General features: G+C 59.3%; 24 protein-coding genes and 6 tRNA genes. 2 read left to right on the forward strand and 28 right to left on the reverse strand.

All coding sequences use genetic code 11. The features are described from left to right. Window positions 1–56: 56 nt before the first annotated feature. Together NBH09_RS01800 and NBH09_RS01805 are read right to left on the reverse strand one after the other, a co-directional pair. Window positions 57–1,295 (reverse strand): sensor histidine kinase, encoded by a 1,239-nt coding sequence (locus tag NBH09_RS01800; RefSeq protein WP_250786885.1) that lies wholly within the window; start codon window positions 1,293–1,295, stop codon window positions 57–59. A gap of 26 nt (window positions 1,296–1,321) precedes the next feature. After that, window positions 1,322–2,017: a response regulator transcription factor gene (locus NBH09_RS01805; protein ID WP_250786886.1), complete on the reverse strand. Its 696-nt coding sequence runs from the start codon at window positions 2,015–2,017 to the stop codon at window positions 1,322–1,324. Between the two features lie 197 nt (window positions 2,018–2,214). Between NBH09_RS01805 and NBH09_RS01810 the strand changes: the two genes are divergently transcribed. Next, window positions 2,215–3,555, forward strand: a complete 1,341-nt coding sequence (locus NBH09_RS01810) for a D-alanyl-D-alanine carboxypeptidase family protein (protein ID WP_250786887.1) — start codon at window positions 2,215–2,217, stop codon at window positions 3,553–3,555. A gap of 323 nt (window positions 3,556–3,878) precedes the next feature. Here the strand turns inward: NBH09_RS01810 and NBH09_RS01815 are convergent. The 7 genes from NBH09_RS01815 to serS all read right to left on the reverse strand — a co-directional run bounded on the left by NBH09_RS01815 (window position 3,879) and on the right by serS (window position 9,700). Continuing rightward, window positions 3,879–3,969: transfer RNA gene (locus tag NBH09_RS01815), tRNA-Ser, on the reverse strand. Window positions 3,970–4,061: 92 nt separating this feature from the next. Continuing rightward, entirely contained in the window at window positions 4,062–6,503 is a 2,442-nt protein-coding gene (locus tag NBH09_RS01820) for a tetratricopeptide repeat protein (RefSeq protein WP_250786888.1), read from the reverse strand. A gap of 543 nt (window positions 6,504–7,046) precedes the next feature. Then, window positions 7,047–7,123, reverse strand: a tRNA-Arg gene (locus NBH09_RS01825). Between the two features lie 158 nt (window positions 7,124–7,281). Then, window positions 7,282–7,358: transfer RNA gene (locus NBH09_RS01830), tRNA-Arg, on the reverse strand. A 355-nt stretch (window positions 7,359–7,713) separates the two neighbouring features. Further along, a tRNA-Arg gene (locus tag NBH09_RS01835) sits at window positions 7,714–7,790 on the reverse strand. Between the two features lie 77 nt (window positions 7,791–7,867). After that, the gene (locus NBH09_RS01840) at window positions 7,868–8,245 is read right to left on the reverse strand and encodes a hypothetical protein (RefSeq protein WP_117765452.1); all 378 of its coding nucleotides are present in this window, start codon (window positions 8,243–8,245) and stop codon (window positions 7,868–7,870) included. Window positions 8,246–8,416: 171 nt separating this feature from the next. Next, a complete protein-coding gene (serS, locus tag NBH09_RS01845) occupies window positions 8,417–9,700 on the reverse strand; it encodes a serine--tRNA ligase (RefSeq protein ID WP_117563693.1) in 1,284 nt (427 codons plus the stop codon). Window positions 9,701–9,811: 111 nt separating this feature from the next. Between serS and NBH09_RS01850 the strand changes: the two genes are divergently transcribed. Further along, a complete protein-coding gene (locus NBH09_RS01850; protein WP_168170424.1) occupies window positions 9,812–9,985 on the forward strand; it encodes a DUF6724 family protein in 174 nt (57 codons plus the stop codon). A 158-nt stretch (window positions 9,986–10,143) separates the two neighbouring features. Here the strand turns inward: NBH09_RS01850 and proC are convergent, their stop codons facing one another. From proC to NBH09_RS01945, 19 genes are all read right to left on the reverse strand, one after another. Beyond that, window positions 10,144–10,914, reverse strand: coding sequence for a pyrroline-5-carboxylate reductase (gene proC, locus NBH09_RS01855; protein WP_250786889.1), 771 nt, complete (start codon window positions 10,912–10,914; stop codon window positions 10,144–10,146). A 74-nt stretch (window positions 10,915–10,988) separates the two neighbouring features. Continuing rightward, window positions 10,989–11,459 (reverse strand): 23S rRNA (pseudouridine(1915)-N(3))-methyltransferase RlmH, encoded by a 471-nt coding sequence (gene rlmH / locus NBH09_RS01860; protein ID WP_117655498.1) that lies wholly within the window; start codon window positions 11,457–11,459, stop codon window positions 10,989–10,991. Between the two features lie 6 nt (window positions 11,460–11,465). Then, window positions 11,466–12,404, reverse strand: a complete 939-nt coding sequence (locus NBH09_RS01865; protein WP_117746891.1) for an SPFH domain-containing protein — start codon at window positions 12,402–12,404, stop codon at window positions 11,466–11,468. Between the two features lie 117 nt (window positions 12,405–12,521). Beyond that, window positions 12,522–12,608 (reverse strand) — tRNA-Leu (locus NBH09_RS01870). A gap of 43 nt (window positions 12,609–12,651) precedes the next feature. Next, window positions 12,652–13,569 carry a TatD family hydrolase gene (locus NBH09_RS01875; RefSeq protein WP_250786890.1) on the reverse strand — a complete coding sequence of 306 codons (918 nt, stop codon included), beginning with the start codon at window positions 13,567–13,569 and terminating at the stop codon, window positions 12,652–12,654. After that, window positions 13,559–14,419, reverse strand: coding sequence for a 16S rRNA (adenine(1518)-N(6)/adenine(1519)-N(6))-dimethyltransferase RsmA (rsmA, locus tag NBH09_RS01880; RefSeq protein WP_250786891.1), 861 nt, complete (start codon window positions 14,417–14,419; stop codon window positions 13,559–13,561). The genes NBH09_RS01875 and rsmA overlap by 11 nt, the downstream gene beginning before the upstream one ends. Before the next feature lie 110 nt (window positions 14,420–14,529). Then, window positions 14,530–16,131 carry a methionine--tRNA ligase gene (gene metG / locus NBH09_RS01885; RefSeq protein ID WP_250786892.1) on the reverse strand — a complete coding sequence of 534 codons (1,602 nt, stop codon included), beginning with the start codon at window positions 16,129–16,131 and terminating at the stop codon, window positions 14,530–14,532. A gap of 69 nt (window positions 16,132–16,200) precedes the next feature. Further along, window positions 16,201–17,079, reverse strand: a complete 879-nt coding sequence (gene rsmI / locus NBH09_RS01890) for a 16S rRNA (cytidine(1402)-2'-O)-methyltransferase (RefSeq protein WP_250786893.1) — start codon at window positions 17,077–17,079, stop codon at window positions 16,201–16,203. A gap of 6 nt (window positions 17,080–17,085) precedes the next feature. Next, window positions 17,086–18,147 carry a glycoside hydrolase family 5 protein gene (locus tag NBH09_RS01895; RefSeq protein WP_118206061.1) on the reverse strand — a complete coding sequence of 354 codons (1,062 nt, stop codon included), beginning with the start codon at window positions 18,145–18,147 and terminating at the stop codon, window positions 17,086–17,088. Window positions 18,148–18,563: 416 nt separating this feature from the next. After that, window positions 18,564–18,636: transfer RNA gene (locus NBH09_RS01900), tRNA-Phe, on the reverse strand. A 123-nt stretch (window positions 18,637–18,759) separates the two neighbouring features. Continuing rightward, window positions 18,760–19,044: a ribbon-helix-helix domain-containing protein gene (locus tag NBH09_RS01905; RefSeq protein WP_099432624.1), complete on the reverse strand. Its 285-nt coding sequence runs from the start codon at window positions 19,042–19,044 to the stop codon at window positions 18,760–18,762. Beyond that, window positions 19,044–19,310 (reverse strand): hypothetical protein, encoded by a 267-nt coding sequence (locus NBH09_RS01910; protein WP_250786894.1) that lies wholly within the window; start codon window positions 19,308–19,310, stop codon window positions 19,044–19,046. The genes NBH09_RS01905 and NBH09_RS01910 overlap by 1 nt, the downstream gene beginning before the upstream one ends. 59 nt (window positions 19,311–19,369) lie before the next feature. Beyond that, on the reverse strand, window positions 19,370–19,729 hold the full coding sequence (locus NBH09_RS01915) for a DUF192 domain-containing protein (protein WP_250786895.1): 360 nt from the start codon (window positions 19,727–19,729) through the stop codon (window positions 19,370–19,372). Then, on the reverse strand, window positions 19,726–20,202 hold the full coding sequence (locus NBH09_RS01920) for a hypothetical protein (protein ID WP_250786896.1): 477 nt from the start codon (window positions 20,200–20,202) through the stop codon (window positions 19,726–19,728). Before NBH09_RS01920 ends, NBH09_RS01915 begins: the two co-directional genes overlap by 4 nt. Beyond that, window positions 20,202–22,262, reverse strand: a complete 2,061-nt coding sequence (locus tag NBH09_RS01925; protein WP_250786897.1) for a hypothetical protein — start codon at window positions 22,260–22,262, stop codon at window positions 20,202–20,204. Before NBH09_RS01925 ends, NBH09_RS01920 begins: the two co-directional genes overlap by 1 nt. Before the next feature lie 64 nt (window positions 22,263–22,326). Continuing rightward, entirely contained in the window at window positions 22,327–22,863 is a 537-nt protein-coding gene (locus tag NBH09_RS01930) for a TadE/TadG family type IV pilus assembly protein (RefSeq protein ID WP_284703069.1), read from the reverse strand. After that, the gene (locus NBH09_RS01935) at window positions 22,799–23,017 is read right to left on the reverse strand and encodes a hypothetical protein (protein WP_250786899.1); all 219 of its coding nucleotides are present in this window, start codon (window positions 23,015–23,017) and stop codon (window positions 22,799–22,801) included. The genes NBH09_RS01930 and NBH09_RS01935 overlap by 65 nt, the downstream gene beginning before the upstream one ends. Window position 23,018: 1 nt before the next feature. After that, the gene (locus NBH09_RS01940; protein WP_250786900.1) at window positions 23,019–23,249 is read right to left on the reverse strand and encodes a hypothetical protein; all 231 of its coding nucleotides are present in this window, start codon (window positions 23,247–23,249) and stop codon (window positions 23,019–23,021) included. Between the two features lie 296 nt (window positions 23,250–23,545). After that, window positions 23,546–23,779, reverse strand: a complete 234-nt coding sequence (locus tag NBH09_RS01945) for a hypothetical protein (RefSeq protein ID WP_117746902.1) — start codon at window positions 23,777–23,779, stop codon at window positions 23,546–23,548. Window positions 23,780–23,786 lie beyond the last annotated feature (7 nt).

Below are 23,786 nucleotides of genomic sequence, written 5' to 3' on the forward strand. Positions count from 1 at the left end.
AATCGCGGCTCATATGCACGTGAGCGCATTGTCAAGTGTTTGTAAGGGCACACTGGCTATGCGGCGGGCAGCTCGATGGTGAATATCGTGTGTTCGGGCGTCGATTCACATGCAACGGTACCGCCGTGCGCGCATACGATCTCCTTGGCGATGGCAAGCCCCAGTCCAGCGCCGCCGCGATTGGTCGCACGCGCCGCATCCAGGCGATAGAACTTCTCAAAGATCACCTTGAGCTTTGCCTCAGGGATGGGATCGCCCTGATTGATAAAGCGCACGCGCACGCCACCGCCGTCCCGGCGTCTGGCCTCGATCGTGATGGTCGAGCCCTCATAGCTATAGGCAATAGCGTTTTTCATGATGTTGTTGAACACGCGAGCCATTTTGTCGCCATCCACGAGCACCGTCAGGTCCTCGCGAATATCAACTTGGACTTCCTTATGCTGCTCGTTGAGGATGGGATAGAACTCGTCAGCCACCTGAGCCAGCAGCAACCCCAGATCAACATAGCCGCGCGTGAGCACGATATCGTGGAAGTCAAAGCGCGTGATATCGAAGAACTCTTCGATGAGCGCATCGAGCCGGTGCGCCTTGTCGAGCGCCACGCCCGTAAAGTGCGCACGTTGCTCAACCGGCAGCTCGGGAGCCTCTTGCAGCAGCGAAAGATAGCCCACCACACTGGCAAGCGGGGTGCGTAGGTCATGTGCCAAGTACGTGACCAGATCGTCCTTGCGATGCGACTCGTCACGCAGAGCTTGCTGCACCTTGCGCTCACGGTCACGCACGCGGTTAAGGGCGCCCTCGACCTCCAAGAAGTCGCCGTCGATGTTATCCCAGGTGTCGGGGTGATCGATCAGGCGATCTTGAATACGAGCGGCCAGCACACAATCGGCATGCTGCTCGCCCTGCTCGTAGCCCTGGTAGTACAGGGCGCGGCCGCACAAGAACAGCACGCACACGGCAAGTGCCAGCACAAAGCCAAGCATGTTGAATACAAAGCCGGCATCGAACAGCACCGGCCCTTCGAAGCCGCCGAGCGCCATGGCGCCGATCGCCAACGTCATGGCCCACGCGGCGCCGCCAATCACCACGCAGCGGCGCACGATCTCAAATCGATCGATCAGCAAAAAGCCGACAAGCAGCACCGCCAAGATTCCAGCGATGTTATCAATGCCAATCAGCAGCAAGGTCAACAAAAAGAGCAGCACCGTTGCAAGTGCGCGGTTGTCGACGACTGACCTCACGTATTCAAAGAGTCGATCGGGCACCTCGAACGCTTGCCTATCGTCTTTTGTCATATCAAGATCCTCACAAGCGAAAAGCGTTATTCGATGATGTAGCCGACGCCCCAGACGTTTTTGATAAAGCGCGGCTTTTGTGCGTCGTCGCCGATCTTTTCGCGCAAGTGGCGAATGTGCACCATCACCGTATTGTTGGAGCCGGGCATAAAGTCCTCGTTCCATACCGCGCGGAACAGGTCCTCCACGGCCACCACGCTGCCGCGATGCTCGACCAGATACAGCAAGATTGAATACTCGGTGGGTGTGAGGCGTACCGGTGCACCGTCCACCGTTACGGAACGAGCATCGCGGTTGATCTCCAAGCCGTCGAGCTGAATGGTCGGCGACTCGGCCGCCTGCGCACGGCTACCGTAGCTGGTGTAGCGGCGAAGCTGAGCGTGCACACGCGCGATGAGCTCCAGCGGGCGGAACGGCTTAACCACGTAATCGTCCGCACCAAGCGAAAGGCCCTCGATCTTGTCTTGCTGGGCATCGCGCGCCGTCAGCATGATCACAGGATAGGTATGGCTGGAACGGATCGTACGCAGCAGCTCAAATCCATCGATATCGGGCAGCATGACATCCAGCAGCGCCAAATCGAACTCCTGCTCCAAGATTGCCTTGGCAGCATCGGCCCCGCTATAGGCAATCTGGACATCAAAGCCCTCTTTTGTAAGGTAGATACCAACCAAGTCGGCGATGGCCTTCTCGTCATCAACTACCAGTATGCGCTCGTTCATGCGTGCTCCTCTCGCGCTCCATTATGCCCGAGGCGACGCACGCCACACACAACAAGCGTGGGTGATTAAGTCGGCCTTAAGCACCCTTGTGCCCGTTCGGGTGCGGATGTGGGCCACGCACGCACGCGATGATCGCCGACGCCGGCAAACGATATACTCTAGTTCCAGAAGAGACCATCCCGTCGAAAGCGAAATCCGTGAAGTCCCTCACCCCTTTTGCAAAGCGCTCAGCCCAGCTTGCCGCCGGCTTTGTCTGCGCTATCGCCCTTGCCGCTGGCGTGCCCACCGTCGCCGGCGCCCAAGTGCTCACGACCGACAATGTTTGCGGCAAAACCGCCGATGTGCGCGGTATCACGGCCGAAAACCTGCCCGATATCGATGCGACCAATGCCCTCGTCATGGGCAAAGACGGCACCGTCTACTATGCCCGCGACGCCGATGAGCAGGTCAAGATTGCCTCAATCACCAAGGTCATGACCGCAATCCTAACCGTCGAGAATTGCAAGATGGACGAGAAGGTCACGGTGAGCAACGCCGCAGCCACCGTGGGCAATTCGACCGCCGGCTTGCTCGAAGGCGACAAGCTTACCGTGGAGCAGGCGCTGCGCGGCCTGATGATTCCCTCGGGCAACGACGCCGCCATCGTGCTCGCCGAATATGTGGGCAAGAAGATCGACCCTAAGACCAAAGACGCCGAGGCCACATTTGTGAAGGCCATGAACGAGCGCGCTAAGAAGCTCGGCTGCACCGGTACGCTTTTTGAAAACCCGCATGGTCTGGACTTTGATGAGTGGGCTGGCGATATGCACTCAACCGCACACGACGTAGCGCTGATGATGCAGGAGGCCATGAAAAACGACACGATCCGCGAGGTCGTAGCGAGCGAGGATTCCTGGATCGAGGTCACGGGCGCCGACGGCACCGACCATTCGCATTCCATGGACACGCATAACTATTTGCTGGGCCAAGATGGCAACATCGGTGGCAAGACCGGCACCACCGATGATGCAGGCTATTGCTTTACGGGTGCCTACAACCGCGATGGCGACGAGATCTACACCATCGTTTTGAACTCCACCACCACCGACCAGCGCTTTACCGATACCGCAACCCTTGCCAATTGGTACTACGGTCACAAGGTGACGGTCGCAATCGCCAACACGCAGGAAAAGACCGCCAACGGCAACCCGCTTATGGCACGCATTAGCCAGACAGATTGGACGGATAAGACAATCGACGCCACGCTCGCCGATCCCACGGCGCAAGCGACCGTGTTTTCCCTTGCCGGCGAGGTGACCGAAAAGGTTAGCTACGACGATCTTTCGGGCACGGTGCATGTGGGCGACAAGGTGGGCAGCGTTACGCTCAAGCAGGACGGCACCAAGGTCGCCGTCATGGACCTGGTTGCCGACGAGGAAGGCACAGGGCCGAATCCCATTGAATGGCTCCTTGTGAAGCTCGACCGCCTGGGCCGCCGCATCGACAACCGCCCACTTGCGGCAGAGAGCGAGACCGTCGCCAAGGCTCCTGAGATGTAGAGCGCAAGAATAATCAGCCCACTGAAAGGAGGCGTCCGAAAGGATGCCTCTTTTTTTGAGGGTTCGAATCCCCAGTTAACATTCTTCTAATTAAAAAAGGGCCCCAAATGGGACCCTTCTTTCATGTCATACTGGCGGAGAGCTGGGGATGTCCGGGCATGCTACGCATGCCCTCCGGCTTCAAAGCCTGGCGGCTTTTCGCCCACGGGCTACAAACGCTTTCGCGTTTGCTTAACGCCCGTGCCCTCTCGGGTTCGAATCCCCAGCGCCCTTTCTCGATAATAAAAAAGGGCCCCCGATGGGACCCTTCTTTAAAGTTAAACTGGCGGAGAGCTGGGGATTCGAACCCCAGATGCCCTTTTGGGGCATACTCGCTTAGCAGGCGAGCACCTTCGGCCTCTCGGTCAGCTCTCCGTAACAGCCGTTCTATAGTAACCAAACAGCCAAGGATGGGCAAGAGGAAATTTTCTAATTGCCTAGCATCCTTTCCTCCTTGGAAGCTTCACCTACCCCAGCGAGCGGTTGAGGGAGCCGAGCTCGTCGTTACCCATGGTACGCCACATTTGGAAGATGCAACCGCGCGCCAGGAAAAAGAAGCCGTTGTCGACCAGTTGCACAGCGGCATCTGCCAGCTGATTCGTCACGGCGGACACTGGCGGCAGCTCAAGTCCAGCCTTGCGGATGGTCTCGACCGCCTCCTCGAACGTCGGAGGCTCGCTGACGCCCATCTCGTTCATAAGGCCCTGCATTTCTTCCAGCGCGCTGCTGCCCGACTCCTCGCCGCGCGGCACCAGACGGTAACAAGCCAGCGCCAGGTCGAGCTGATCGCAATTCCAATAGGCAAACGCCAAGCGATAGAACAGGTAGCCGATTGCAGAACGATCGCTGGCAATACGTAGGCCGTGGCGCGCCACCTCGATAATCTCGTCAAAGCGCTCCAGACGCGCAAGCACGTTGATGAGCGCAAAGTGCGACTGCATGGACGAGCGCGCCAGATCGTAAAGATGGCGCACCTCGGGCAGTGCTCGTTCAAAGTCCTCTTGTTCGGCGTAAAAGCTGCAGATCTCGTGCTGGGCAAAGTACAGCGCATCGGGCGCACGAAGGATTCGCACAGAGCGGTCTTCTTCCAACACCGGTAGCACCATGCGCACCAGCTGGTTATCGCAAAACTGCGTTTGAACCGGACCTGTCGCCAAAAGCTCGGCGACGGCGCACTTAGCCTCCAACTCCTCAACAAGACGGGAAAAGCCTTCAAAAGCACCTGTACGGTCGACTTTTGCCTGCTCGCGCAATTCAACAACACGGGCAACGTATGGGTCGTCGTCCTCTTCCATGACCTCCAGCTCGTCAGCCGCATCGGCAAGCAGCAGATCGCGCAGCGCCGGCGGCAGCATGCGATGGTCATCACGCGGACGAGCATGAACCTCCGCAGGTTCAATCGTCTCCGGAGCGGTTGACTCATATGCCTCAAGCACACGCTTGCACGGCATATCGTCCATGTCCATGCTCTCAAGATCCTTGGCGACAGGCACGCAATCGGCCAGATAGGCCGCGCGCCCAAAGAAATACGTTGCGACAACGCACTCGCCCTGCTCACTGTCGGGAGCAGCAATCTGCACATAGCAGCGCGTGATGCAGGTGCCCGCGGCAAAACACGCTGCCGCAAGCGTGAGCGCCACGCGCGCATCGTGCTCCGCGGCCCAGATCGTGCGCGTGTCCTCGTCCAGCTCGTGCCAGGCGTCATCTTGAGCGTCGTATTCACGTTGCGGCATGGCATCAACGACAGACTGCCCAAACCGAACGAGCATAATCCCCTCGGCAACGTTTGCCCGATAGGTATAGTCGAGCCGCGTGACCACGTTAAGCGCCTCGACAATACGCGCGAAGCGGGTACGCACATCCCACTCACCGCCCGGCTGGCAAGCCACCGTTCCCGGTTTGGACCACGGGTTGTCGCTCGAGGTTGTATCGAGCAGTCGGGGAACATCGTTGGTCGTCTTGGCGATATGCCACGCATCAAAGAGCGCGCAGCCCTCAAGGCTCGGCGAGGATGCCGCAGGGACCAATCCGGCCCCGATGTGCTCAAGGATGCCGGAGAGACGGTTAAGACGGCACTCGATGGCAAGCAGCATGTCAATCTCGTCCTGGTCCAGCAGGCTGCGATCAAAATTGAGATAGAAAAGCTTTGAGCGATCGATGCGAGCCAGGCTCATCTCGGACTTAGCGGCGATGGTGCGCAAGCGGGGCAAGTCAATTTCACCCATAAGGGCGGCGGCATAGCGCTCGATACCGCTCGGATTCTCGGCATGGTCAACGCGGTAGAGCAGCGTCTCGATAGCGTCAGGTAGCGGTGTCGTGTTAAAGCCCAAAAACACCTCGACCGGCTCGGGCAACTTTACGAGCTTGATCTTGTCGACAACGTTTTGCATACCCTCGTCGAGTCCGTCGGCGTCCGCCGTGCTCGCAATGGTATTTTCGGAGTCAGCGAATATCACGTAGCGCAGGAACATCGATGCCATGAACTCACCGTAAGGAAGGGAGCGGGTCGAATTCCATGTCTCGTGGTCGGACTGCTCGCGCATGGGGCCTTCGGGAGAGCCGACGGTTCGCGCGCACGCGCGCATTGTGCCGTTGGCTCCCCGAACCACAATCTCACCAATACCGGAGTCCGACTCGTCAAGGACCAGTTCCATGTCGGGATCGTTGGGCAGCGGAGTCTCGCTAACGGGGCGGTCCACCTTGTACACCTCGCCCGAAACGCTTACATAGCCCAAAAGCGACACATGGCTTTTGCCAACGAATTCGACGACATAGCAAGATTCATGCTGATCCTCGCCAAAGAGTTTCCAGACCACGCCATATGAACGTCCCGCAGGCTGCTCGGGCATCGCCGGAAAGCGCTTTTTGGGATCGAGAAACCTGAGCTTGTATGTCGGACGCTCTGCCACGAAGTATCACCCTGATCGGTCGCTTGAAGAAGGAGTGGTCGCGAATTAGTCGCGACATCTACTCGGAATCTTACACGAGTCGACAGGAAATCGTCCCTTTGGACAAAAGCACTCAAGCTGGCGCAAAAGAAAAGCCCCCGTTGCCGGGAGCTTTAATCTCAAATGGTGCGGCGTATAGGATTCCGCGCATCCGCTGCGCGGATCCGCACCGGCTTCGCCCGCCTGCCGGCGTGCTCGCCCGCGGGCTAAAAACGCTCCGCGTTTTCTTTACGCCCGCGCCTCGACCGAGGTTCGAATCAATGCGGTGTTTACGTAAAAGAAAAGCCCCCGTTGCCGGGAGCTTTAATCTCAAATGGTGCGGCGTATAGGATTCCGCGCATCCGCTGCGCGGATCCGCACCGGCTTCGCCCGCCTGCCGGCGTGCTCGCCCGCGGGCTAAAAACGCTCCGCGTTTTCTTTACGCCCGCGCCTCGACCGAGGTTCGAATCAATGCGGTGTTTACGTAAAAGAAAAGCCCCCGTTGCCGGGAGCTTTAATCTCAAATGGTGCGGCGTATAGGATTCGAACCTATGACGTTCTGATTCGTAGTCAGACCCTCTATCCAGCTGAGGTAACGCCGCGACTTGTTGATTATTATGCACATCGACTGAATAAAGGTCAAGCATTTTTCGAAAAAAGTTATCGAATTTGATTTTTACTCATTTTTGACCACTTGATGCGATCTTCAACGCATCGCGATATAAGAAAAGCTCCCGTTGCCGGGAGCTTTAAAATCAAATGGTGCGGCGTATAGGATTCGAACCTATGACGTTCTGATTCGTAGTCAGACCCTCTATCCAGCTGAGGTAACGCCGCAACGCACGGATTATTATGCACGTGACCCCTCGATGGGTCAAGCGACAATTAGAAAAAATTTTACGGAGTGATAATTAAGTTGTTCGTGCCTCGACCGAGGTTCGAATCCATGCGGTGTTGCCATAAAAGAAAAGCCCCCGTTGCCGGAGGCTTTAAAGTTCAGTTGGTGCGGCGTATAGGATTCCGCGCATCCGCTCCGCGGATCCGCGCCGGCTTCGCCCGCCTGCCGGCGTGCTCGCCCGCTCGCTACGGACGCTCCGCGTCCGCTTCACGCTCGCGCCTCGACCGAGGTTCGAATCCATGCGGTGGCGGCATAAAAGAAAAGCCCCCGTTGCCGGAGGCTTTCAATTTCAATTGGTGCGGCGTATAGGATTCGAACCTATGACGTTCTGATTCGTAGTCAGACCCTCTATCCAGCTGAGGTAACGCCGCAGCGCAAAACATATAAAACCACTTTAGCTTATTGGAGTCAAGCACAATCTCAAACTTTTTTTTGGAACGCAGTTTTGTCATGCTGCTCCGCATATACCGTCGTTCCCCGTACGATCGATTGGCTTTTCGATCACGTCAAACTTAGCATCAAGTTCCCTCAGGAGCGATCTCACCCGCTGGGCACAATCATAATCGGCAAACGAGATACTCAACATGCGAGCAACCTGGTTAGATGTCCGGACCCCATAGAAATGCTCCAGGGCCACAAGCCCCTCGTGCGCCACAAACGTCTCAACCACATGCGGCGACTCCTCGTAGCACCATTGGGTCAACGGACCCTCGCTCGTCTGTCGAACCACCAGGCCACCCATGCCAGACGGCTCACACGTCACAAGCAGGTACTCCCCGCCCTCGTCGCTCTCAAACAAAACCACCCGCTCATCAAACAGCTCCATCGCGTCCCCTTTCTCTCGCTCTTATTTAGCAAAAGCATAGCAGGTAGATGGCTGTATACAGAACAGTTGTTCGTGTGTTTTCTATTGAGCTGTCCGCACAGCATGGTATGGCCGCACACAAAAAGGGCACCCCAAAAAGGAGTGCCCTAGCAAATCGCTTATGCAGCCAATCTACGCGACCGGCTCGATCTTCTCGAGGCCGCCCATGTAGGGACGCAGAACCTCGGGGATCGTGATGGTGCCGTCAGCGTTCTGGTAGTTCTCCAGAATGGCTGCCATGGTACGGCCAGCCGGCAGACCGGAACCGTTGAGGGTGTGCAGATAGCGCGAACCCTTGAAGTTCTCGGGGTCGCGATACTTGATGTTGGCGCGACGGGCCTGGAAGTCACCGCAGTTGGAGCAGGAGCTGATCTCCTTGTAGGCGTTGTAGCTCGGCAGCCAGACCTCGACGTCGTAGGTCTGACGGGCAGAGAAGCCCAGGTCGCCGGTGCACAGGCTAATCACGCGATACGGAAGACCCAGCTGCTGCAGCAGGAACTCGGCCTCGGCGGTCATGCTCTCGAGCTCCTTGTCGGACTCCTCCGGCTTGGCAAACTTGACCATCTCGACCTTGTCGAACTCGTGCTGGCGAATGATGCCGCGGGTATCGCGACCAGCGGAGCCGGCCTCCTCGCGGAAGCAGGGGGTGAAGGCGGTGTAGCGGCGCGGCAGGGTATCGGCGTCGAGGACCTCACCGGCGTGCAGGTTGGTGAGCACGACCTCGGCGGTGGGGATCAGGAAGTTGTCGCCCGAGACGTGATAGGCGTCGTCCTCGAACTTGGGCAGCTGACCCGTGCCGAACATGGTCTGACGCTTGACGACGATGGGCGGCCACCACTCCTTGAAGCCACGGCTCGTGTGCGTATCCAGGAAGAAGTTGATAAGGGCGCGCTCCAGGCGGGCGCCGGCGCCACCGAGAACGGTGAAGCGGCTGCCGGAGAGCTTGTTGCCGCGCTCGAAGTCGAGGATGTCGAGGTCGGTGCCCAGATCCCAGTGCGGCTTAAAGTCAAAGTCGAACTCGCGCGGGGTGCCCCAACGACGGCGCTCGATGTTCTCGTCCTCGTCCTTGCCGTACGGCGTGGCCTCGCAAGGAATGTTGGGCAGGTGAGCCATGAAGTCGTACTGCTCCTGCTCGAGGGCGGTGCGGCGCTCGGCCAGACCGTCAATCTTCTCGTTGACGGCGCGCACGGCCTCTTTGGCGGCCTCGGCCTCGTCCTTCTTGCCCTCCTTCATCAGGGCGCCGATCTTCTTGGACTCGGCATTGCGCGTGGCTTGAAGTTCCTCGACCTCGGTGATGACGGCACGACGCTCGTCGTCGAGCTCAAAGAACTTCTCGCGATCCCAAGACGTCTGGCGGTTAGCCATGGCGACATCGATGGCATCGGGGTTCTCGCGAACAAACTTGATATCAAGCATTAGATCCTCCGGCGATATACATTCCATTTAGGTTGCAACCTTGTACATGTATGGGCAAGTATATACTTATGAGCGTTTACGACCCAACTCAACTACGCAAGAAGGCACCCAATGGACGCAGTTTTTTCCTTTTTGTTTGGCACCCGCACCGGTTTTGCCATCCTTTTCGCCGGCGGCATCCTGCTGTTTGCGATTATTGCCTTTGTAATGGAGAAGCGCACCCATAAGATGTATGTCGACCGCGGCCCCAAGTCCGAGGACGAAGAAGACAGCTTCTGGGACTAACCTGCCAAAAAGGGACAGGTTTATTTTGGTCGGTTTTATCTGGGCAAACGCAAGTGCCCCGCAACTGGAATTGAGCCAGTTGCGGGGCACTTTTCGCTAAAAGGACAAAACCGCAGGAAAAACCTGCCAACATAAACCTGTCCCTTTTTTGGTCGGTTTTACTGGAGGGTTGCGTCGATTGCCTTGACCAGGGCGCTGCGCATGCCGGCGTCCTCGAGCGCAACGACGCCCTTGATGGTGGCACCACCGGGCGAGCATACGGCATCCTTCATCGCCGCAGGATGCTGGCCAGTTGCAAGCTGCAGCTTTGCCGTACCCAGCACCATCTGGCTCACAATGCGATAAGCATCCGCACGCGGGATACCGTGCTTGACCGCCGCATCGCCCAGGGCCTCGATTGCCATGGCGACAAACGCCGGAGCGCAACCACCCACCGTGCCGCCCACAAACAGCAGGCTTGTGTCGAGCTCGACGACAGCGCCAAGCTTACCGAGCAGGTCGAACACCACAGCACGCTGCTCGTCGTTAAGCGTCGAAGCCTTCTCGCAGGCGATGACGCCCTCGCCCACCGAAACCGGCGTGTTGGGCACCGTCGAGATATGCGCGACGCCCGGCAGGACCTGCTCCCACTTGGCACTGTCCCAGGTCCAGGCAACCGACAGAACGACCTTTTTGGCAAGAGCATCCTTGAGCGGGGCGAATACCTTCTCGATCATGTACGGTTTGACCGCAGCGACCACGATATCGGATGCGGCGACAACCTCGGCGGCATCGTGGCAGGCGACCATGCCGCGCACCTCGCAACGCTCGACCAAAGCATCGTAGCGGCCTGCGCAGGCGCACATGTCGCCCGCGGCCACGCCGGCGGCAATCCAGCCATCGGCCATAGCACTCGCCATATTGCCAAAACCGACAAATCCGATCTTCATATCACACAGTCCTCTCAGATGCGTTCCTCAAAAACGAAAGTCATTGTCCCACGCTATTGTTTCGTATTGCCGACCTACTTGTGATACGGCTCGCCACGACTGATCTTGCAGGCACGGTAAATCTGCTCTAGCAGCACCACACGCGCCAGGTTATGCGGCAAGGTAATGCGTCCAAAGCTGAGCATCTCGTCGGCGCGGGCGCGCACCTCATCACTCACGCCGTCCGAACCGCCGATTACAAAGGCAATGTCGCTGCTGCCTCGCAGCATAAGATCGTCGAGCCTCGCCGAAAACTCCTCGCTCGAGCGCTCCTTGCCCTCGATAGCCAGCAGGATCACATGCGCTCGAGATGGCAAGGCGGCAAGAATCGCCGCCCCCTCCTTGTCGCGCGCGGCATCCACGCCGCCCGCCTTAGCCGGGTCGATATCGGCCACCTCGCGGATATCCACCTTGGCATAGGCACCTAGGCGCTTGGTGTACTCAGCGCACGCGTCCTTCCAAAAGCGCTCCTTGAGCTTACCGACGCAAACGACGGTGTATTTCACGCGCGTCTACTCCTTCGAATCGTTTTGAACTTTGCCGGCGGCCAGCATCTGCTCGAACATCGAGGCCGACTGCGAAAAGTCGCTCGGCAGCACGACCGTCGAGGTTTTACCCGTGCGAGCGAACTCCGTCATCATCTCGGACCACTGCGTAAACATGAACAGTTGGTTGGCCTCGTCATTGCCGACACCCGTCTCCTGGATGATCTCGAGCGAATCTTTGATACCCAGCGCGATGGCCTTGCGCTGGTTGGCGATGCCCTCACCCGCCTTTTCCATAGCCTCGGCCTCGGCGGTCGCCTCGGTGACGCGCTTGATGCGGTCGGCCTCGGCGAGCTCCTGCGCGGCAGCGCGCTTGCGCTGGGCAGCGTTGATGTCGTTCATGGAGTTCTCAACCTCGGTCGGCAGTGCGATTTTGGTGATGAGCGTCGACACGAGGGTGAAGCCGTAGGCGGCCATCTGCTCGGAAACGGTAGCGTTGACATCCTTGGCGATGTCATCCTTCTTGGCAAAGACCTCATCGAGTGTGTAGACGGGAATCGAAGAGCGCAGGGCGTCGGTGATGAAGTCACGCATCTGGTCGACGGGCTCCTGCAGCATGTAGTAGCTCTTGTAGATACCCGAATCTGCCGGGCCGGCGCCCATGTCATAGCTCACGTGGTACTGAGCAGAGACCTCAAGGCCGATGGTCACGTTGTCCTGGGTCTTAACGTCGATGCCAAAACCGTTTTTCATGGTGCGCAGACTCACCGTGGCGGCCTTGCGGTCGATCACGGGTACCTTCATGTGGAAGCCCGCGTTGACGATGCGATTGAACTTGCCCAGGCGCTCGATGATCACGGCATGCTGTTGTTCAACGACATAGCAGGCGTTGGGAAGCAGCAGCAACAGAATGATGATGGGAATCAAAAGGCTGGTAAGGGCGGCGATGATACCGGACAACAGCATGGTCTCTCCTCTGATAGGCACACGTTGGCATTAGGATACCCGCACGAAGCAGCAACGTGACATCAACAAGAGGCCCATAACAAAAAAGCCCCCATTGCTGGGAGCTCTTTCATTTAATGGTGCGGGCGAAAGGACTTGAACCTTCATGGGGTTGCCCCCATACGGACCTGAACCGTACGCGTCTGCCAATTCCGCCACGCCCGCGTGCAGGAATTAGAATAACGGAGCGCCACCGCGAACGCAAGAACTATTTTTGAAAAAGTTTGCAGGCATTTTCCCAAGCGGCATGCGCGATTGTTTCGGCGTCCTCACCAGTGCGATCGACACGGTCGTTAACCAGCGCGTTTGCCGTAATGGAGATCATTGCGGGCTCGCATTCAAGACCGCGGATGGGCTCCGGAGCCATATACGGGCAATCCGTCTCGAACAAAATTCGATCGAGTGGGGTTGCCGCAAATGCCTCGCGCACGTCGTCGTTGCGCTTAAAGGTAGCCGCACCACCATAGGCGATATAGCAGCCCAGCTCCACAAAGCGCTCCATCGTGGCGCGGTCCTCGCCAAAACAGTGCAGCACACAACCGGCCTGGGGCACGCCCACCTCACGAAGCACGTTGTACGCATCCATATGCGAGGTGCGCTCCCCATCCGAGTCCTCGTGCCGCAGGTGCAACTCCACCGGCACATTGCAGCGCACGGCGACTTCGAGCTGACGTGCCATGCAATCAATCTGCACGCTGTGGGGCGCCGGCGTGATGTCGTCGTCGTAATCCATGTGGTAGTCCAGACCGATTTCGCCAATACCGGCGCACAAAGGGTCATCAAGCGCAGCAACAACCTGCGCGTGAATGTCGTCGGTATAGTCCGGCGCGCCATACGGATGCACGCCGGCAAGATACTTGATCTGCGGGATATCCTGCATCGGCAGAATTTCGCGCGTCAGCCAGTCGCTATAGTCCGTCACGCTGCGCTTGTCGGCGATGGGGTCGAAGACCGTCACCAACAGGTCGATGCCTGCCGCCTTGGCACGCACGAGTGTCTCGGGCACATCCTTGCCCCAGAACGAAAGCAGATGCGCATGTGTGTCGGCAAGCGGTGCCAAGGGCACGGGACAAGCAGCCGTCTTCTTTTTCTTGGTAAACGTCACGCGTTCGGCATTAAGCGTCATGGGAAAGCTCCCGAGCCAGGCACACAAAGTCGGCGACGCCGAGCGTCTCGGCGCGCGTGGTGGGTGCGATACCGCAAGCCTCAAAGGCGGCATCGAGCACGTCCTTGGCAAAGCCGTTGGCGCTCATGGAATTGCGGATGGTCTTGCGACGCTGAGCAAATGCAGCATCAATCACGCGGGCTACAAATTCGCGATCGAGTCCTTCGGGCACCACACCGTCAACACGGTCGATACGCACGACGGCCGAGTCCACGTGTGGCGCCGGCATAAAGCAACGCGGCGGCACCTCAAAGCGACCCGTTACCTGCGCATACAGGCCAAGCTTTGCCGTATAGCCGCCATAGGTCTTGTTGCCCGGCACTGCGGCAATGCGATCGGCAACCTCCTTTTGCACCATGACGACGGCGCGCTTGAGCGCCGGCATCGTCTGGAAAAATTGCAAAATGATCGTCGCCGCCACGTTATAGGGCAAGTTCGCGACAAATACCGTCGGCTCACCGCCCGCAGCCTGCTCAATCTGCCCCGGCGTCACCTTGAGCGCGTCGCCCATGATAAAGCGGAAGTTGGCATAGTCGGCGGCGTGGGCATCGAGCACCGGCTCAAGCTCGGAATCGGCCTCAATGGACGTAACGCACGCCGCTTCCTGCAGCAACGCAAGTGTCAACGTACCGCAACCTGGACCCACCTCGAGTACGCGCTCGTCACCTGCAAGCTCGGCAAGCTCGCAGATACGTTCGATCACATGATTGTCGATTAGAAAGTTCTGGCCCAGGCGATGCTTGGTCGCAAGGCCAAACTCCTCCAGCAGCTCCCTGGTGGCCGTGGGGTTTGCCAAAGGCGAAGTTGTCATGGTTGTCTCCTTAGCATGATGGCGGCGTCTTGAAACAAAAGGGCATGGACCGTGGCGGCCATGCCCTTACAGCTAAACAGCAAATTGCCGATATGGCGCTCGCGCGGTCTCTACGCCAGACGCGGGAACAGCGGATCGCCCTTCTCGACGGGCTGACCACCAGCAAGCAGGCCCCAAGCGCAAATGCCCTTGAGGTCGTCGCTCGCGGCCTCGTCCTCGCAGGACAGGCGGCGCAGAGCCTCGGCAGAAGTCTGGGGCATGAGCGGCATCAGCAGGTGAGCGGCAATGCGGATGGCCTCGAGCAGGTTGTAGATCACAAACGCCAGCTCGTCAGCCTTGGCCTCGTCCTTGGCAAGTGCCCAAGGCTCGGAGTCCTCGATGTAGTGGTTGGCGGCGTGGATGAGCTCCATGACCTCGTCCTTGGCTCCGCCGTAATCGAGCACGTCCATCTTGGCCATGTAGCGCTCGACCAGGCCGTCGGCGATCTTTGCCAGCGGGTTGTCGAACGCATCGAACGATGCGGGCTTGGCGGGCGCGCAGCCGTCAAAGTACTTGCCGCTCATGTTGAGCGAACGCGAGATGAGGTTGCCCCAGCTGTTGGCCAGGTCGGCGTTGTAGACCTGCTCCATGCGATCGAAGCTGATGGCGCCGTCGGTGCCGGGGACGACGTCGGTCATAAAGTAGTAGCGATAGCCCTCGACGCCCAGCATGTCGATAACGTCCTGCGGAGCGATAGCGTTGCCGCGGCTCTTGGACATCTTCTCGGCCTTGCCGGTCTCGGCATTGCGCACGGTCAGGAAGCCGTGGGCAAAAACGTGCTCGGGCAGGGCCTCGCCGATGGCCATGAGCATGGCGGGCCAAATGACGCAGTGGAAGCGGATGATGTCCTTACCCACGATGTGGAACTGCGCGGGCCAGCGATAGGCCAGCTCGGCACGCGCCTCGTCGGTATCGACACCGTAGCCGACGGCCGTCATATAGTTGAGCAGCGCATCGAACCACACGTAGGTCACGTGGCCCTCGTCAAACGGGACCTGAATGCCCCAGTCAAAGCTCGTGCGGCTCACGGAAAGGTCGTTAAGGCCGCCCTCGACAAAGCTGCGCACCTCGTTCATGCGGAACGCAGGCTCGACAAAGTCGGGATGCTCGTCATAGAGCTTGAGCAGCTTGTCCTGGAAGGCGGAAAGCTTAAAGAAGTAGGACTCCTCCTGCACGCGCTCAAGCGGACGGTGGCAGTCGGGGCACAGGTGCTGGCCGACGCTGCCGTACTCCTCGTCGCCCTTCTGGACCTGCGTATCGGTGAAGTAGGTCTCGTCAGGCACGCAATACCAGCCGTCGTAGCTGCCCTTATACAGGTAACCGGACTCCTTCATGCGCTCCCACAGGTACTGCACGGCATGATGCTGGCGCGGCTCGGTGGTGCGGATGAAGTCGTCGTTGGAAATCTCGAGCTTGCTCCAAAGCTCCTTGAAGTGCGGGGCCTGGCTGTCGGTCCACTCCTGCGGCGTCATACCATGCTTGGCTGCGGCCTCGGCGACCTTCTCGCCGTGCTCGTCCATGCCGGTCAGGAACTTGACGTTATAGCCGGCGGAGCGGCGATAGCGAGCCTGAACGTCGGCGATGATGGTGGAATAAGCCGTGCCCAGGTGCGGATCGGCGTTGACGTAGTAGATGGGCGTCGTGATAAAGAACGAAGGCTTGCTTTGATCCATGGGGTTTGTCCTCCAGAAAAACGTTGCATACAGAGGATGATTCTAGCGCAAGGGCTGGATATCCTCCATCTATTGCATATCGAGCACCATGGCATAGACATCGCGCTTGCGGCGCGAATACTTCTGAGACAGGCGCTTGGCCACCGCAGACGCGGGCTCCCCCTCCTCGAGCGCGGCGCGGATATCCTCGCGCAGGGCCTCGTCGGGATCCGCTGCCGTGGCGCCGACCGGCACGATACCGGCCTCCTCATCCTCGCTCGGCGGCGCGATGACCAGCGCGATCTCGCCCTTTACCTCGCCGCGAGCACGCAGCTCCTCGGCAAGCTGGGCAGCGGGCCCGCGCAAGACCTCCTCGTGCAGCTTGGTGAGTTCGCGGCAGACGGCAACCTCACGCTGGGGAAAGACCTCCGCCACGGCCTCGAGCGTCGCCACGATGCGATGTGGAGACTCGTAGAAGATGAGTGCGCCGGGCACCACGGCAAGGCGCTGCAAACGGCGCACACGGTCGCCGTGCTTTCGGCCCAAAAAGCCCTCGAAGAAAAAATGCTCGCAGGGAATGCCGGACGAAACAAGCGCCGTGACGCAAGCAGAGGGCCCGGGAATAACTTCGACGGGCACATCGGCCTCACGCGCCGCCTCGACCAGCGCCTGGCCGGGATCGGACACGCTCGGCATGCCGGCGTCCGAGGCAAAAGCGAGGGTCTCCCCCGCCAGCAGACGGTCGACCAGGCCGGCGGCGCGGCTGGCGATCACATTCTCGTCGCAACGGACAAGCGGCTTGGAAATGCCCAGGTGCATCAGCAGCTTTGACGTCACACGCGTGTCTTCGCAGCAAATGGCATCGGCGGCGGCAAAAGCCTCGCCAACGCGCGGGGACAGGTCGCCTAGGTTGCCGATGGGCGTGCCGACCACATAGAGTTTGCCCGTATGGGCGCTGTTTTGCGTCATATCAACCTATTCAATCATGCCGCGCTCGAGCGTACCGAGCGCCGCGCGGGCGTCCCATGCTGCAATGCGCTTCTCGGTCTTCCACGTTTGGAAGAACCAACCGGCAGCCGGCGCAAACGAAGCCAGCTGGTTGGCGATAAACACGCGCTCGTAGGCATTGCGGCCCTCGGGCGTAACCGACGAGTTAGCAAAGATCGCCGCGCCCGACCATTCGCCCACCAGCACGGGGAACCCAGTCGAAATCGCCTCTTTAAGCTCGCGCTTGTTACGCGAAATCGCCGTCGTCAGCCCGCGGGGGCTCGTGATGTCGAGCGCATACTCGTCGCGGTAATGGTACAGGTGAAGGTCCATGTAGACGTTCTTGTACTTGGCGCCGCGCATAAAATGCTTCCACTCGCTGGGATGCCCCGACGACGAGAAGACGACGATCTTATCCTCGGGCATATACGAACGGACGAGCTCGTAGGCATCGCGATAGAAATTGCGCAGGTAGTGAGCGGGAATGCCATCCGTCATGGTGAAGAGGCTCTTGCGAACGCTCATCTGCGGCGTGTCCAGCAGCTCAATGCCCAGCAGGCTCTCGGCCTCGCCATAGCGATCGGCCAAGCGCTCGAGCACGTCGAGTGCGACATGGCGGCCGTTAGTGGACGAATGCCACTCGGCAACAGCCTCCGGCGTGGTGGGCGAATCGTTGGAATCGCCCTGGCCACCGGGCACAGTTGCCAGATCGAGCAGCACGCGGATGTCGTACTTGGCAGCCCACTCAATCGCGCGGTCGATGTAATCGACAACCGATATGTAGGAGGCATCGGACTCCTGTGAGCCAAAGGCATACCAAGGCACCGGCAGACGCACGGCATTGAGACCGATCTGCGCCATGCGACGAAAATCGCCCTCGCTCACAAACGTCTCGTAATGGCGGCGCATGCGCTCGTTATAGGCGGCGGTACCCATGGCCTCCTGTAGCTCGGCCGCGTTGGATGCACCGGTCGCCGCGTACAGCGACGGGGTCACCCAAGGCTCGGGAATAAACCAGCCAGAGAGATTAACGCCGAGTATCCTCTCCATCACTGCCCCCTTCGGATCGTGCAGGCTGAGCCTGCATCGTATTGCACAGGAAAAGTATCGTTTTGAGTATACCCGCGCGTGCGGACAGACGACCGAACGGTCTGTAAAGTGGCGCAAAAGCGGGAGGAATATCTGGGCGGGCCCGAGATGGCGCGCCGAGATGTACATATGCGCCGGAAGTAGGCGGCCGAAAAGCGCATCCCGTTCTGAGCGCGGGATCTGGGACGCAGTTTCCGCCAAAGACCGCAAAAGGAAAGCACATCCCATTCTGACGCCGGATTCCGGGTCGCGCTTTCCCAAGCGGCCTCAAAGCGGAAAACGCATCCCACTCTGAAGCCAAATTCCGGGACGCAATTTCCGCAGAGCCCTCAATAAAAGAAAAGGACCCCTTTGCAGAGGTCCTAGTCAATTCAAGGTGGCGGGGAAGGGAATCGAACCCCTGACACGAGGATTTTCAGTCCTCTGCTCTACCAACTGAGCTACCCAGCCATTTGAGGTGTGCCTTGTTTCAAGGCTTGATTAGTATAACCAAGGACGCGTTCCGGTCAACCGAGAATTTTAAAAAAGTTTTTGAGCACAGCCTCGGTTCTATAAATCGGCACGTCAGAGGCATCAGCCGGCAGCAAGAAGTTTTTCGCTCAGAGCCGCACGGGCAAACTCACTTGGCGTCATCCCCTCGGCAGCCGCCCGTCGACGAATGGCCTCCTTCATTCCCAGAGGAATCTTGACCGACAGCGTTGCCGTCCCCTCACCTGAGAGCGGGGGCCGTCCACGCACGATCCCACCAACGGTGTGTTCGCCATCCGGAAACTCTCCGCGCTCGTACGACTCGCACCACGCGTCAATCATTTCATCCGTTACAACCTGACCATTAGCGGCCGTATACGTCTTGCCCATCATCGACCCCTCTGCCGAGCTCGCTCGATCTCTTGCCAGAATTTCTTCTGGACTGGAGACAAGGCATGAATGATAAGCCACCCACGGACAAGCTCGACCGCAACAAGTTCCACACTTCGACCATCTGGAAGCCATCCAATGGCAAGCCATCTCGGCGGCTCGTCCTCCGACTCGCGGCGAATGCACTCAGTAACCGCGAACCAGGCACCTAGTACCTGCTTTTCCGTCAAGTGTTTTTTGGCGTTCGGATGGATCTCAACATCCATGCACCTTCTCCTCCATCTTACCCAATTTCGTATGACGAAAGTCCGCTGTCGCCAATCTCTTACGCCGGCACTTGTTGGAGGGCGGGAGGTGTAGCGAGGATTGAAGGGCGTTCCAATACCGCCCAGGCGCCGGGGCAGGAGCACATACACCAGGGACATACGTTTTCGTAGCGCGCGAGGATATTGCCGCGTGCATCGATGAAGGCGATGTCGATGGGATAGGCCATAAAACACGTATGGACCGAAGAGCAGCGTGGAAACGCCATGACGAGCGGCAGGCCGTTGGCGGCAACCGGACGCCGTCCCAGCATGCCGCGCAGGCGCACGACAAACGACTCCGCCACCACAAACTCGGCCGGCGTCCAACCCAGCCTATTGAGTGCCCGCGCGTAGACGATGTAGGACGAGACCGCGGTCACATGACCACCCCCGGACGCCATGGATCGACCGTCACCGCACGCTCGTGCGACAACGTTGTCGGCGCCCCCAGCGGAACGCCAGCGATGCTGAGAGAAGTCGGCCACGGCTCATAGTGCATGGTGCAGGTGTAGGTCCTAAACGTACCGGATAGGGAGAGCAGGCCACCATCCGATGCCTTCGCGCCTTGCTCGCTCGACACTTCGATCTGTAAGTCATAGCCTTCCATGGCATTCAGAATTTGAGTCTGAACCGTCGCCGAGGCATCGGCAGAGCTTTCGTCGCCCTCCCCCTCCGACGCCACGGCATGCGCTAGCACGATGTCGGGCACCACGCGGTCGAAGCGCGCGACAGCGCTGGCAAAGATCATGACGTTGTACACGATGAGTGCCAGCGCCAGCAAAACGGGCGTAACCACTGCCATCTCCACCGTCGCTTGGGCGTGCTCCTCGCGCAGACGCATGCGGATACTCATTACGACCCGCCGCCCAGAGCGCCAACCAGCGTGGCGACATCGACGGTGAGCGGGATGGAGCCGCCGCCGGGCAGAGGAATCTCCGCAAGCGTGAACACCGTACCGCTAATGGTGCGTTCGACTTGATATTCCAACGCCTCGCAAAGCGCCTTGGGATCGGTCACGCCCAACGGAATACTTCGCAGCTTGTCTTGAGCTTGAGAGAGACCAGCAATGTCAGACCCCGGACTCTTAATGACGTTGGCGGAATCGGTCAGCACCGGCTTTCGCAGGCGCAAGTCGCACGGTTCCAGACCCAACGCCGCCACGGACGCCGAAACGGTATCGCCAAGCCACGACGCAATGGAGCCCAACGCGCCGCTGCCCCCTCCTAGGCCTTTAATCATCTCGCCCATTAGTTCGTCGGCCGAACCTTGGATATCACCGTATCCCACAAGCAGCCGTCCCCAAACATCCATGACGCCATCGAGTACGCCGGCAACGCCACCCGAGCGTTCCTTCAATGTCGAGAAAAATCGCGAAAGCACGTTGTTTTGCGCCGTCGCCTCATCGGGCGCCAGCACCGCGGCAGAGATGGCACCGCGACCGCCAAGCCTGACTGCCGTGTTAAACGAAGAGTTGAGCTCATCGGGGCTCGAGATGGTACCCGAAACCGCAAAGGCAACCACGCCGTTGCGACCGGGCGGAGCGATACGCGGACGCTCGCCCGAAAGCGCTTTAATGGCCTGGTCAAACGCATTGCCTGCACGGTCGGCCTCGTCCTCGGTCTGACGCATGAGCTCAAGCTCTTTGTTCCGACATTTGACGTATTCCTCCAAGGCCTTTTTGAACTCGTCGAAGTGATATTCGAAGCCGTTTTCGATAGAGGTTGAAGGCGCCGCAACAGCACCAAGCGACAAAACGCCAAAATGGCATTTGCTGCATTTATCCTGTCCATCGTAATCGGCAACCGAAGCAAATCCGCTCGGCGTCCCTTTCTTATAGTTAGGGCAGGTCGTCCCGTAATGCAGATACGCCTTGTCATCGTTCACGCTCGTCGGCCACACCGCATCGGTATAGAGTTCCGTCGCCCGAACCTCATCAGAGTTGCGCGGCAGCAGCGGAATATAGGAGGAAACCCTGTCTCCGTTCTCGGTTATATGTGCCCGATCGACCTCCGCGCTCGCATAGGTATAAAACGCCTTACGCGCCGCAGACTCTGCCTTCATCTCGACACTCGAGCCGTGGGGCTTCTCATTTGTCAGACGCCAATGGTAGTAGTCCTTCGCGCGATCAAGGGCAACTTGGGGCTCCCACGTAACGCTCGATGAGTAATGCGGATTTTGAACACCGGAGAGATCCGTTAGGCTTTTCGCACGCTCCCACATGCAAGAACAGCTGCCGACCGAGCCCTTGTCAGACCCACCACAATCCGCCAGCCAAGCACGCTCTTTAGCCTTCGCCGTGTCCTCAGAAGCCTTCCGCAGCTCCTCGGCCGCACACTCTAAATCATCTGATGTGTCTTTAATGGTATCGGTCGAGATCTCGGAACCCTCGAGCGCAACAAAATCAGACTCGGATGTCCTGGGCACGGCAAGCGCCGTACCGGTATAGGTCACACTATCGGTATCCTGCGCCGACACCGCCTGCGTGGCACGCGCGGCGATCAGATACGGCAGAGCCGTCTCGATTTTCTGTAAGCCTTCCGATGCGCTTTTGGCAAACTTGTTGCGCGTTTTAATGATCTCAATCCCGGTGTCGACCATATTGCCGGCAACCGGTTCGGCACCCGGGATGAGGATGGCGACCAGGCCCGTCCCGATCGTGGCAAACCCCGCCAGCCCCAGACTCAAGATGCTCGCATCAACCACCGTGGCAGCCGTGTGATAGGACGACACTACGTTGGCACCCGCCAGCGCGCCGCTATCGGCCGCCACCTGGGCGTCCCCGGCACGCGACATGCTCCATATCGCCGCGGTCGACGAAAACAACAATGTGAGCACCACTAGGATGACCACGGCAGAAGAAAGCGTGGTATAGGCGCCGTCTTCGATAAACAGATCGACACCGGCTCGACCCATAAAGCCGCCTCGCTTGCGATGGCAGCTCGGACGGTGCGTCAAAACGCGTCTAGACCAGAAACGCTTAATCCCATGCAGCAATCCACGAATCATAATCTCCCTCCAGCCATTCGGGACGCGATTGATACGAGACATCGACCTTGAGCTCAACGTAGCCGCCCTCGGCGGTGCCACCCATAGCCTGCACAAACGCACCGATCACAGGCAACGGCTTGACCTCGCCGGAAACGGACACGGACGAGGCGCCACCCGCACCGACCCGGCCAAGCTCGATATCCCACGACAACGGCCCGCCGGCATGAAAGATCGAAACGTTGGGCACTGCGGCAAGTCGGCGGCGGGTGAACTCCTTAAGATCGTCGTCCTCCGCCGTCGTCGTGGTCATGAGCCGCGCGGTCTCGGCGGCGGCAGACTCCATGACCGCGCGCGTATAGAGCAGACACACCGGTTGCAGTGCGAGAAGGATGAGCGTCAGAAACGTCGGCAGCAAAAAAGCGGCCTCGACCGTAGACTGCGCCCGGTCCTCGCGCGCGATATCAATACAACGCGATGTCCTTAGCGCCCGCAGCGGCGTCGATAAACGACGTCGAGGCAACGCCATGGGATGCCGCCCGCTCAACCAGCGCCGCCAAGCGCCCATCGGTGCCAGCACGCCAAAGCCCCGCGATCGCCAGCACGATCGATAACAGCGCCACTGTAACGATGGCGTATTCCACAGTCGCTTGGGCAACCTCTTCACGCAGAACGCTATGCATTTCACGATCCCTCCTTTGAGCTTATTGTTTGCGGGACCAGACGCACGGCGCGCAGACGACACGAAGCATCGCCGGTGTCCGCGGCAACCGTCACCATATCGACCCAGCCGCGCCCATCGCGCACGATGGCGCCCCATACGTTGCCCTTAATATCGAGATAGCCGCTCAGGGCGAGCTGGGACGTTGGCACCTCGCGGTAGGCGCGTAACATATCCGCCGCTGCCTCGGTCATCGGTCGGTCCTCGGACCATGCAAGCCGGACCGCAATCGCGTTGTCCTCAGGCGAATCCGTCGCAGTGCCAGACCGCTTGTCGAGCATCCGCAGAAAGGTTTGCGCCGTGACAGCGACATCCGAATCGTCCGCATCTCGCATCTCATCTTTTTGAGACGCCACCGCCGAATCTGAGCCCGAATCGAAGGCGGCCCCAGGACGCTGCTGCCGCGCGGCGTTTAGCCCCCAAACCGCCACTGCCACCGCCACAACCACACAGGCAAACACCAGCAGTGCGCCGACAGGCCGCCTACCCTCTACAGGCTGTTGATGCCCTCGCTGATAGCGTTCCATAGATCTTGGACCTTGCCCTTAAATGCGACAATGGCAATGATGGCGATCACCACGAGCACGCCGACCAAGATGGCGTATTCGGTGGTGCCCTGCGCACTCTCCTCCTGCAGTAGCTCCCCGGCATGCTGGCGAGCGCGAATTGACTGGCAAACAGCCCAGCTCCAGACCTTGCCAGCAGCGTCAGTCATCGTGTTCATGTATTCC

This window comes from Collinsella sp. BG-O-102 (assembly GCF_023656745.1).
Taxonomy (GTDB): Bacteria; Actinomycetota; Coriobacteriia; order Coriobacteriales; family Coriobacteriaceae; genus Collinsella.

Bases quoted from the DNA above. Each gene is read 5' to 3' on its own strand.
- rsmA (WP_250786891.1), bottom strand. From the start codon at position 14,419: ATGACAACTTCGCCTTTGGCAAACCCCACGGCCACCAGGGAGCTGCTG.
- NBH09_RS01840 (WP_117765452.1), bottom strand. From the start codon at position 8,245: ATGGAGCTGTTTGATGAGCGGGTGGTTTTGTTTGAGAGCGACGAGGGC.
- NBH09_RS01935 (WP_250786899.1), bottom strand. From the start codon at position 23,017: ATGCATAGCGTTCTGCGTGAAGAGGTTGCCCAAGCGACTGTGGAATAC.
- NBH09_RS01875 (WP_250786890.1), bottom strand. From the start codon at position 13,569: ATGACGCTTAATGCCGAACGCGTGACGTTTACCAAGAAAAAGAAGACG.
- NBH09_RS01930 (WP_284703069.1), bottom strand. From the start codon at position 22,863: ATGGCGTTGCCTCGACGTCGTTTATCGACGCCGCTGCGGGCGCTAAGG.
- NBH09_RS01850 (WP_168170424.1), top strand. From the start codon at position 9,812: ATGGACGCAGTTTTTTCCTTTTTGTTTGGCACCCGCACCGGTTTTGCC.
- NBH09_RS01940 (WP_250786900.1), bottom strand. From the start codon at position 23,249: ATGACCGAGGCAGCGGCGGATATGTTACGCGCCTACCGCGAGGTGCCA.
- NBH09_RS01905 (WP_099432624.1), bottom strand. From the start codon at position 19,044: ATGGGCAAGACGTATACGGCCGCTAATGGTCAGGTTGTAACGGATGAA.
- proC (WP_250786889.1), bottom strand. From the start codon at position 10,914: ATGAAGATCGGATTTGTCGGTTTTGGCAATATGGCGAGTGCTATGGCC.
- rsmI (WP_250786893.1), bottom strand. From the start codon at position 17,079: ATGACGCAAAACAGCGCCCATACGGGCAAACTCTATGTGGTCGGCACG.
- NBH09_RS01800 (WP_250786885.1), bottom strand. From the start codon at position 1,295: ATGACAAAAGACGATAGGCAAGCGTTCGAGGTGCCCGATCGACTCTTT.
- serS (WP_117563693.1), bottom strand. From the start codon at position 9,700: ATGCTTGATATCAAGTTTGTTCGCGAGAACCCCGATGCCATCGATGTC.
- NBH09_RS01865 (WP_117746891.1), bottom strand. From the start codon at position 12,404: ATGCTGTTGTCCGGTATCATCGCCGCCCTTACCAGCCTTTTGATTCCC.
- NBH09_RS01910 (WP_250786894.1), bottom strand. From the start codon at position 19,310: ATGGATGTTGAGATCCATCCGAACGCCAAAAAACACTTGACGGAAAAG.
- NBH09_RS01895 (WP_118206061.1), bottom strand. From the start codon at position 18,147: ATGGAGAGGATACTCGGCGTTAATCTCTCTGGCTGGTTTATTCCCGAG.
- NBH09_RS01925 (WP_250786897.1), bottom strand. From the start codon at position 22,262: ATGGGTCGAGCCGGTGTCGATCTGTTTATCGAAGACGGCGCCTATACC.
- metG (WP_250786892.1), bottom strand. From the start codon at position 16,131: ATGGATCAAAGCAAGCCTTCGTTCTTTATCACGACGCCCATCTACTAC.
- NBH09_RS01945 (WP_117746902.1), bottom strand. From the start codon at position 23,779: ATGAACACGATGACTGACGCTGCTGGCAAGGTCTGGAGCTGGGCTGTT.
- NBH09_RS01920 (WP_250786896.1), bottom strand. From the start codon at position 20,202: ATGAGTATCCGCATGCGTCTGCGCGAGGAGCACGCCCAAGCGACGGTG.
- NBH09_RS01805 (WP_250786886.1), bottom strand. From the start codon at position 2,017: ATGAACGAGCGCATACTGGTAGTTGATGACGAGAAGGCCATCGCCGAC.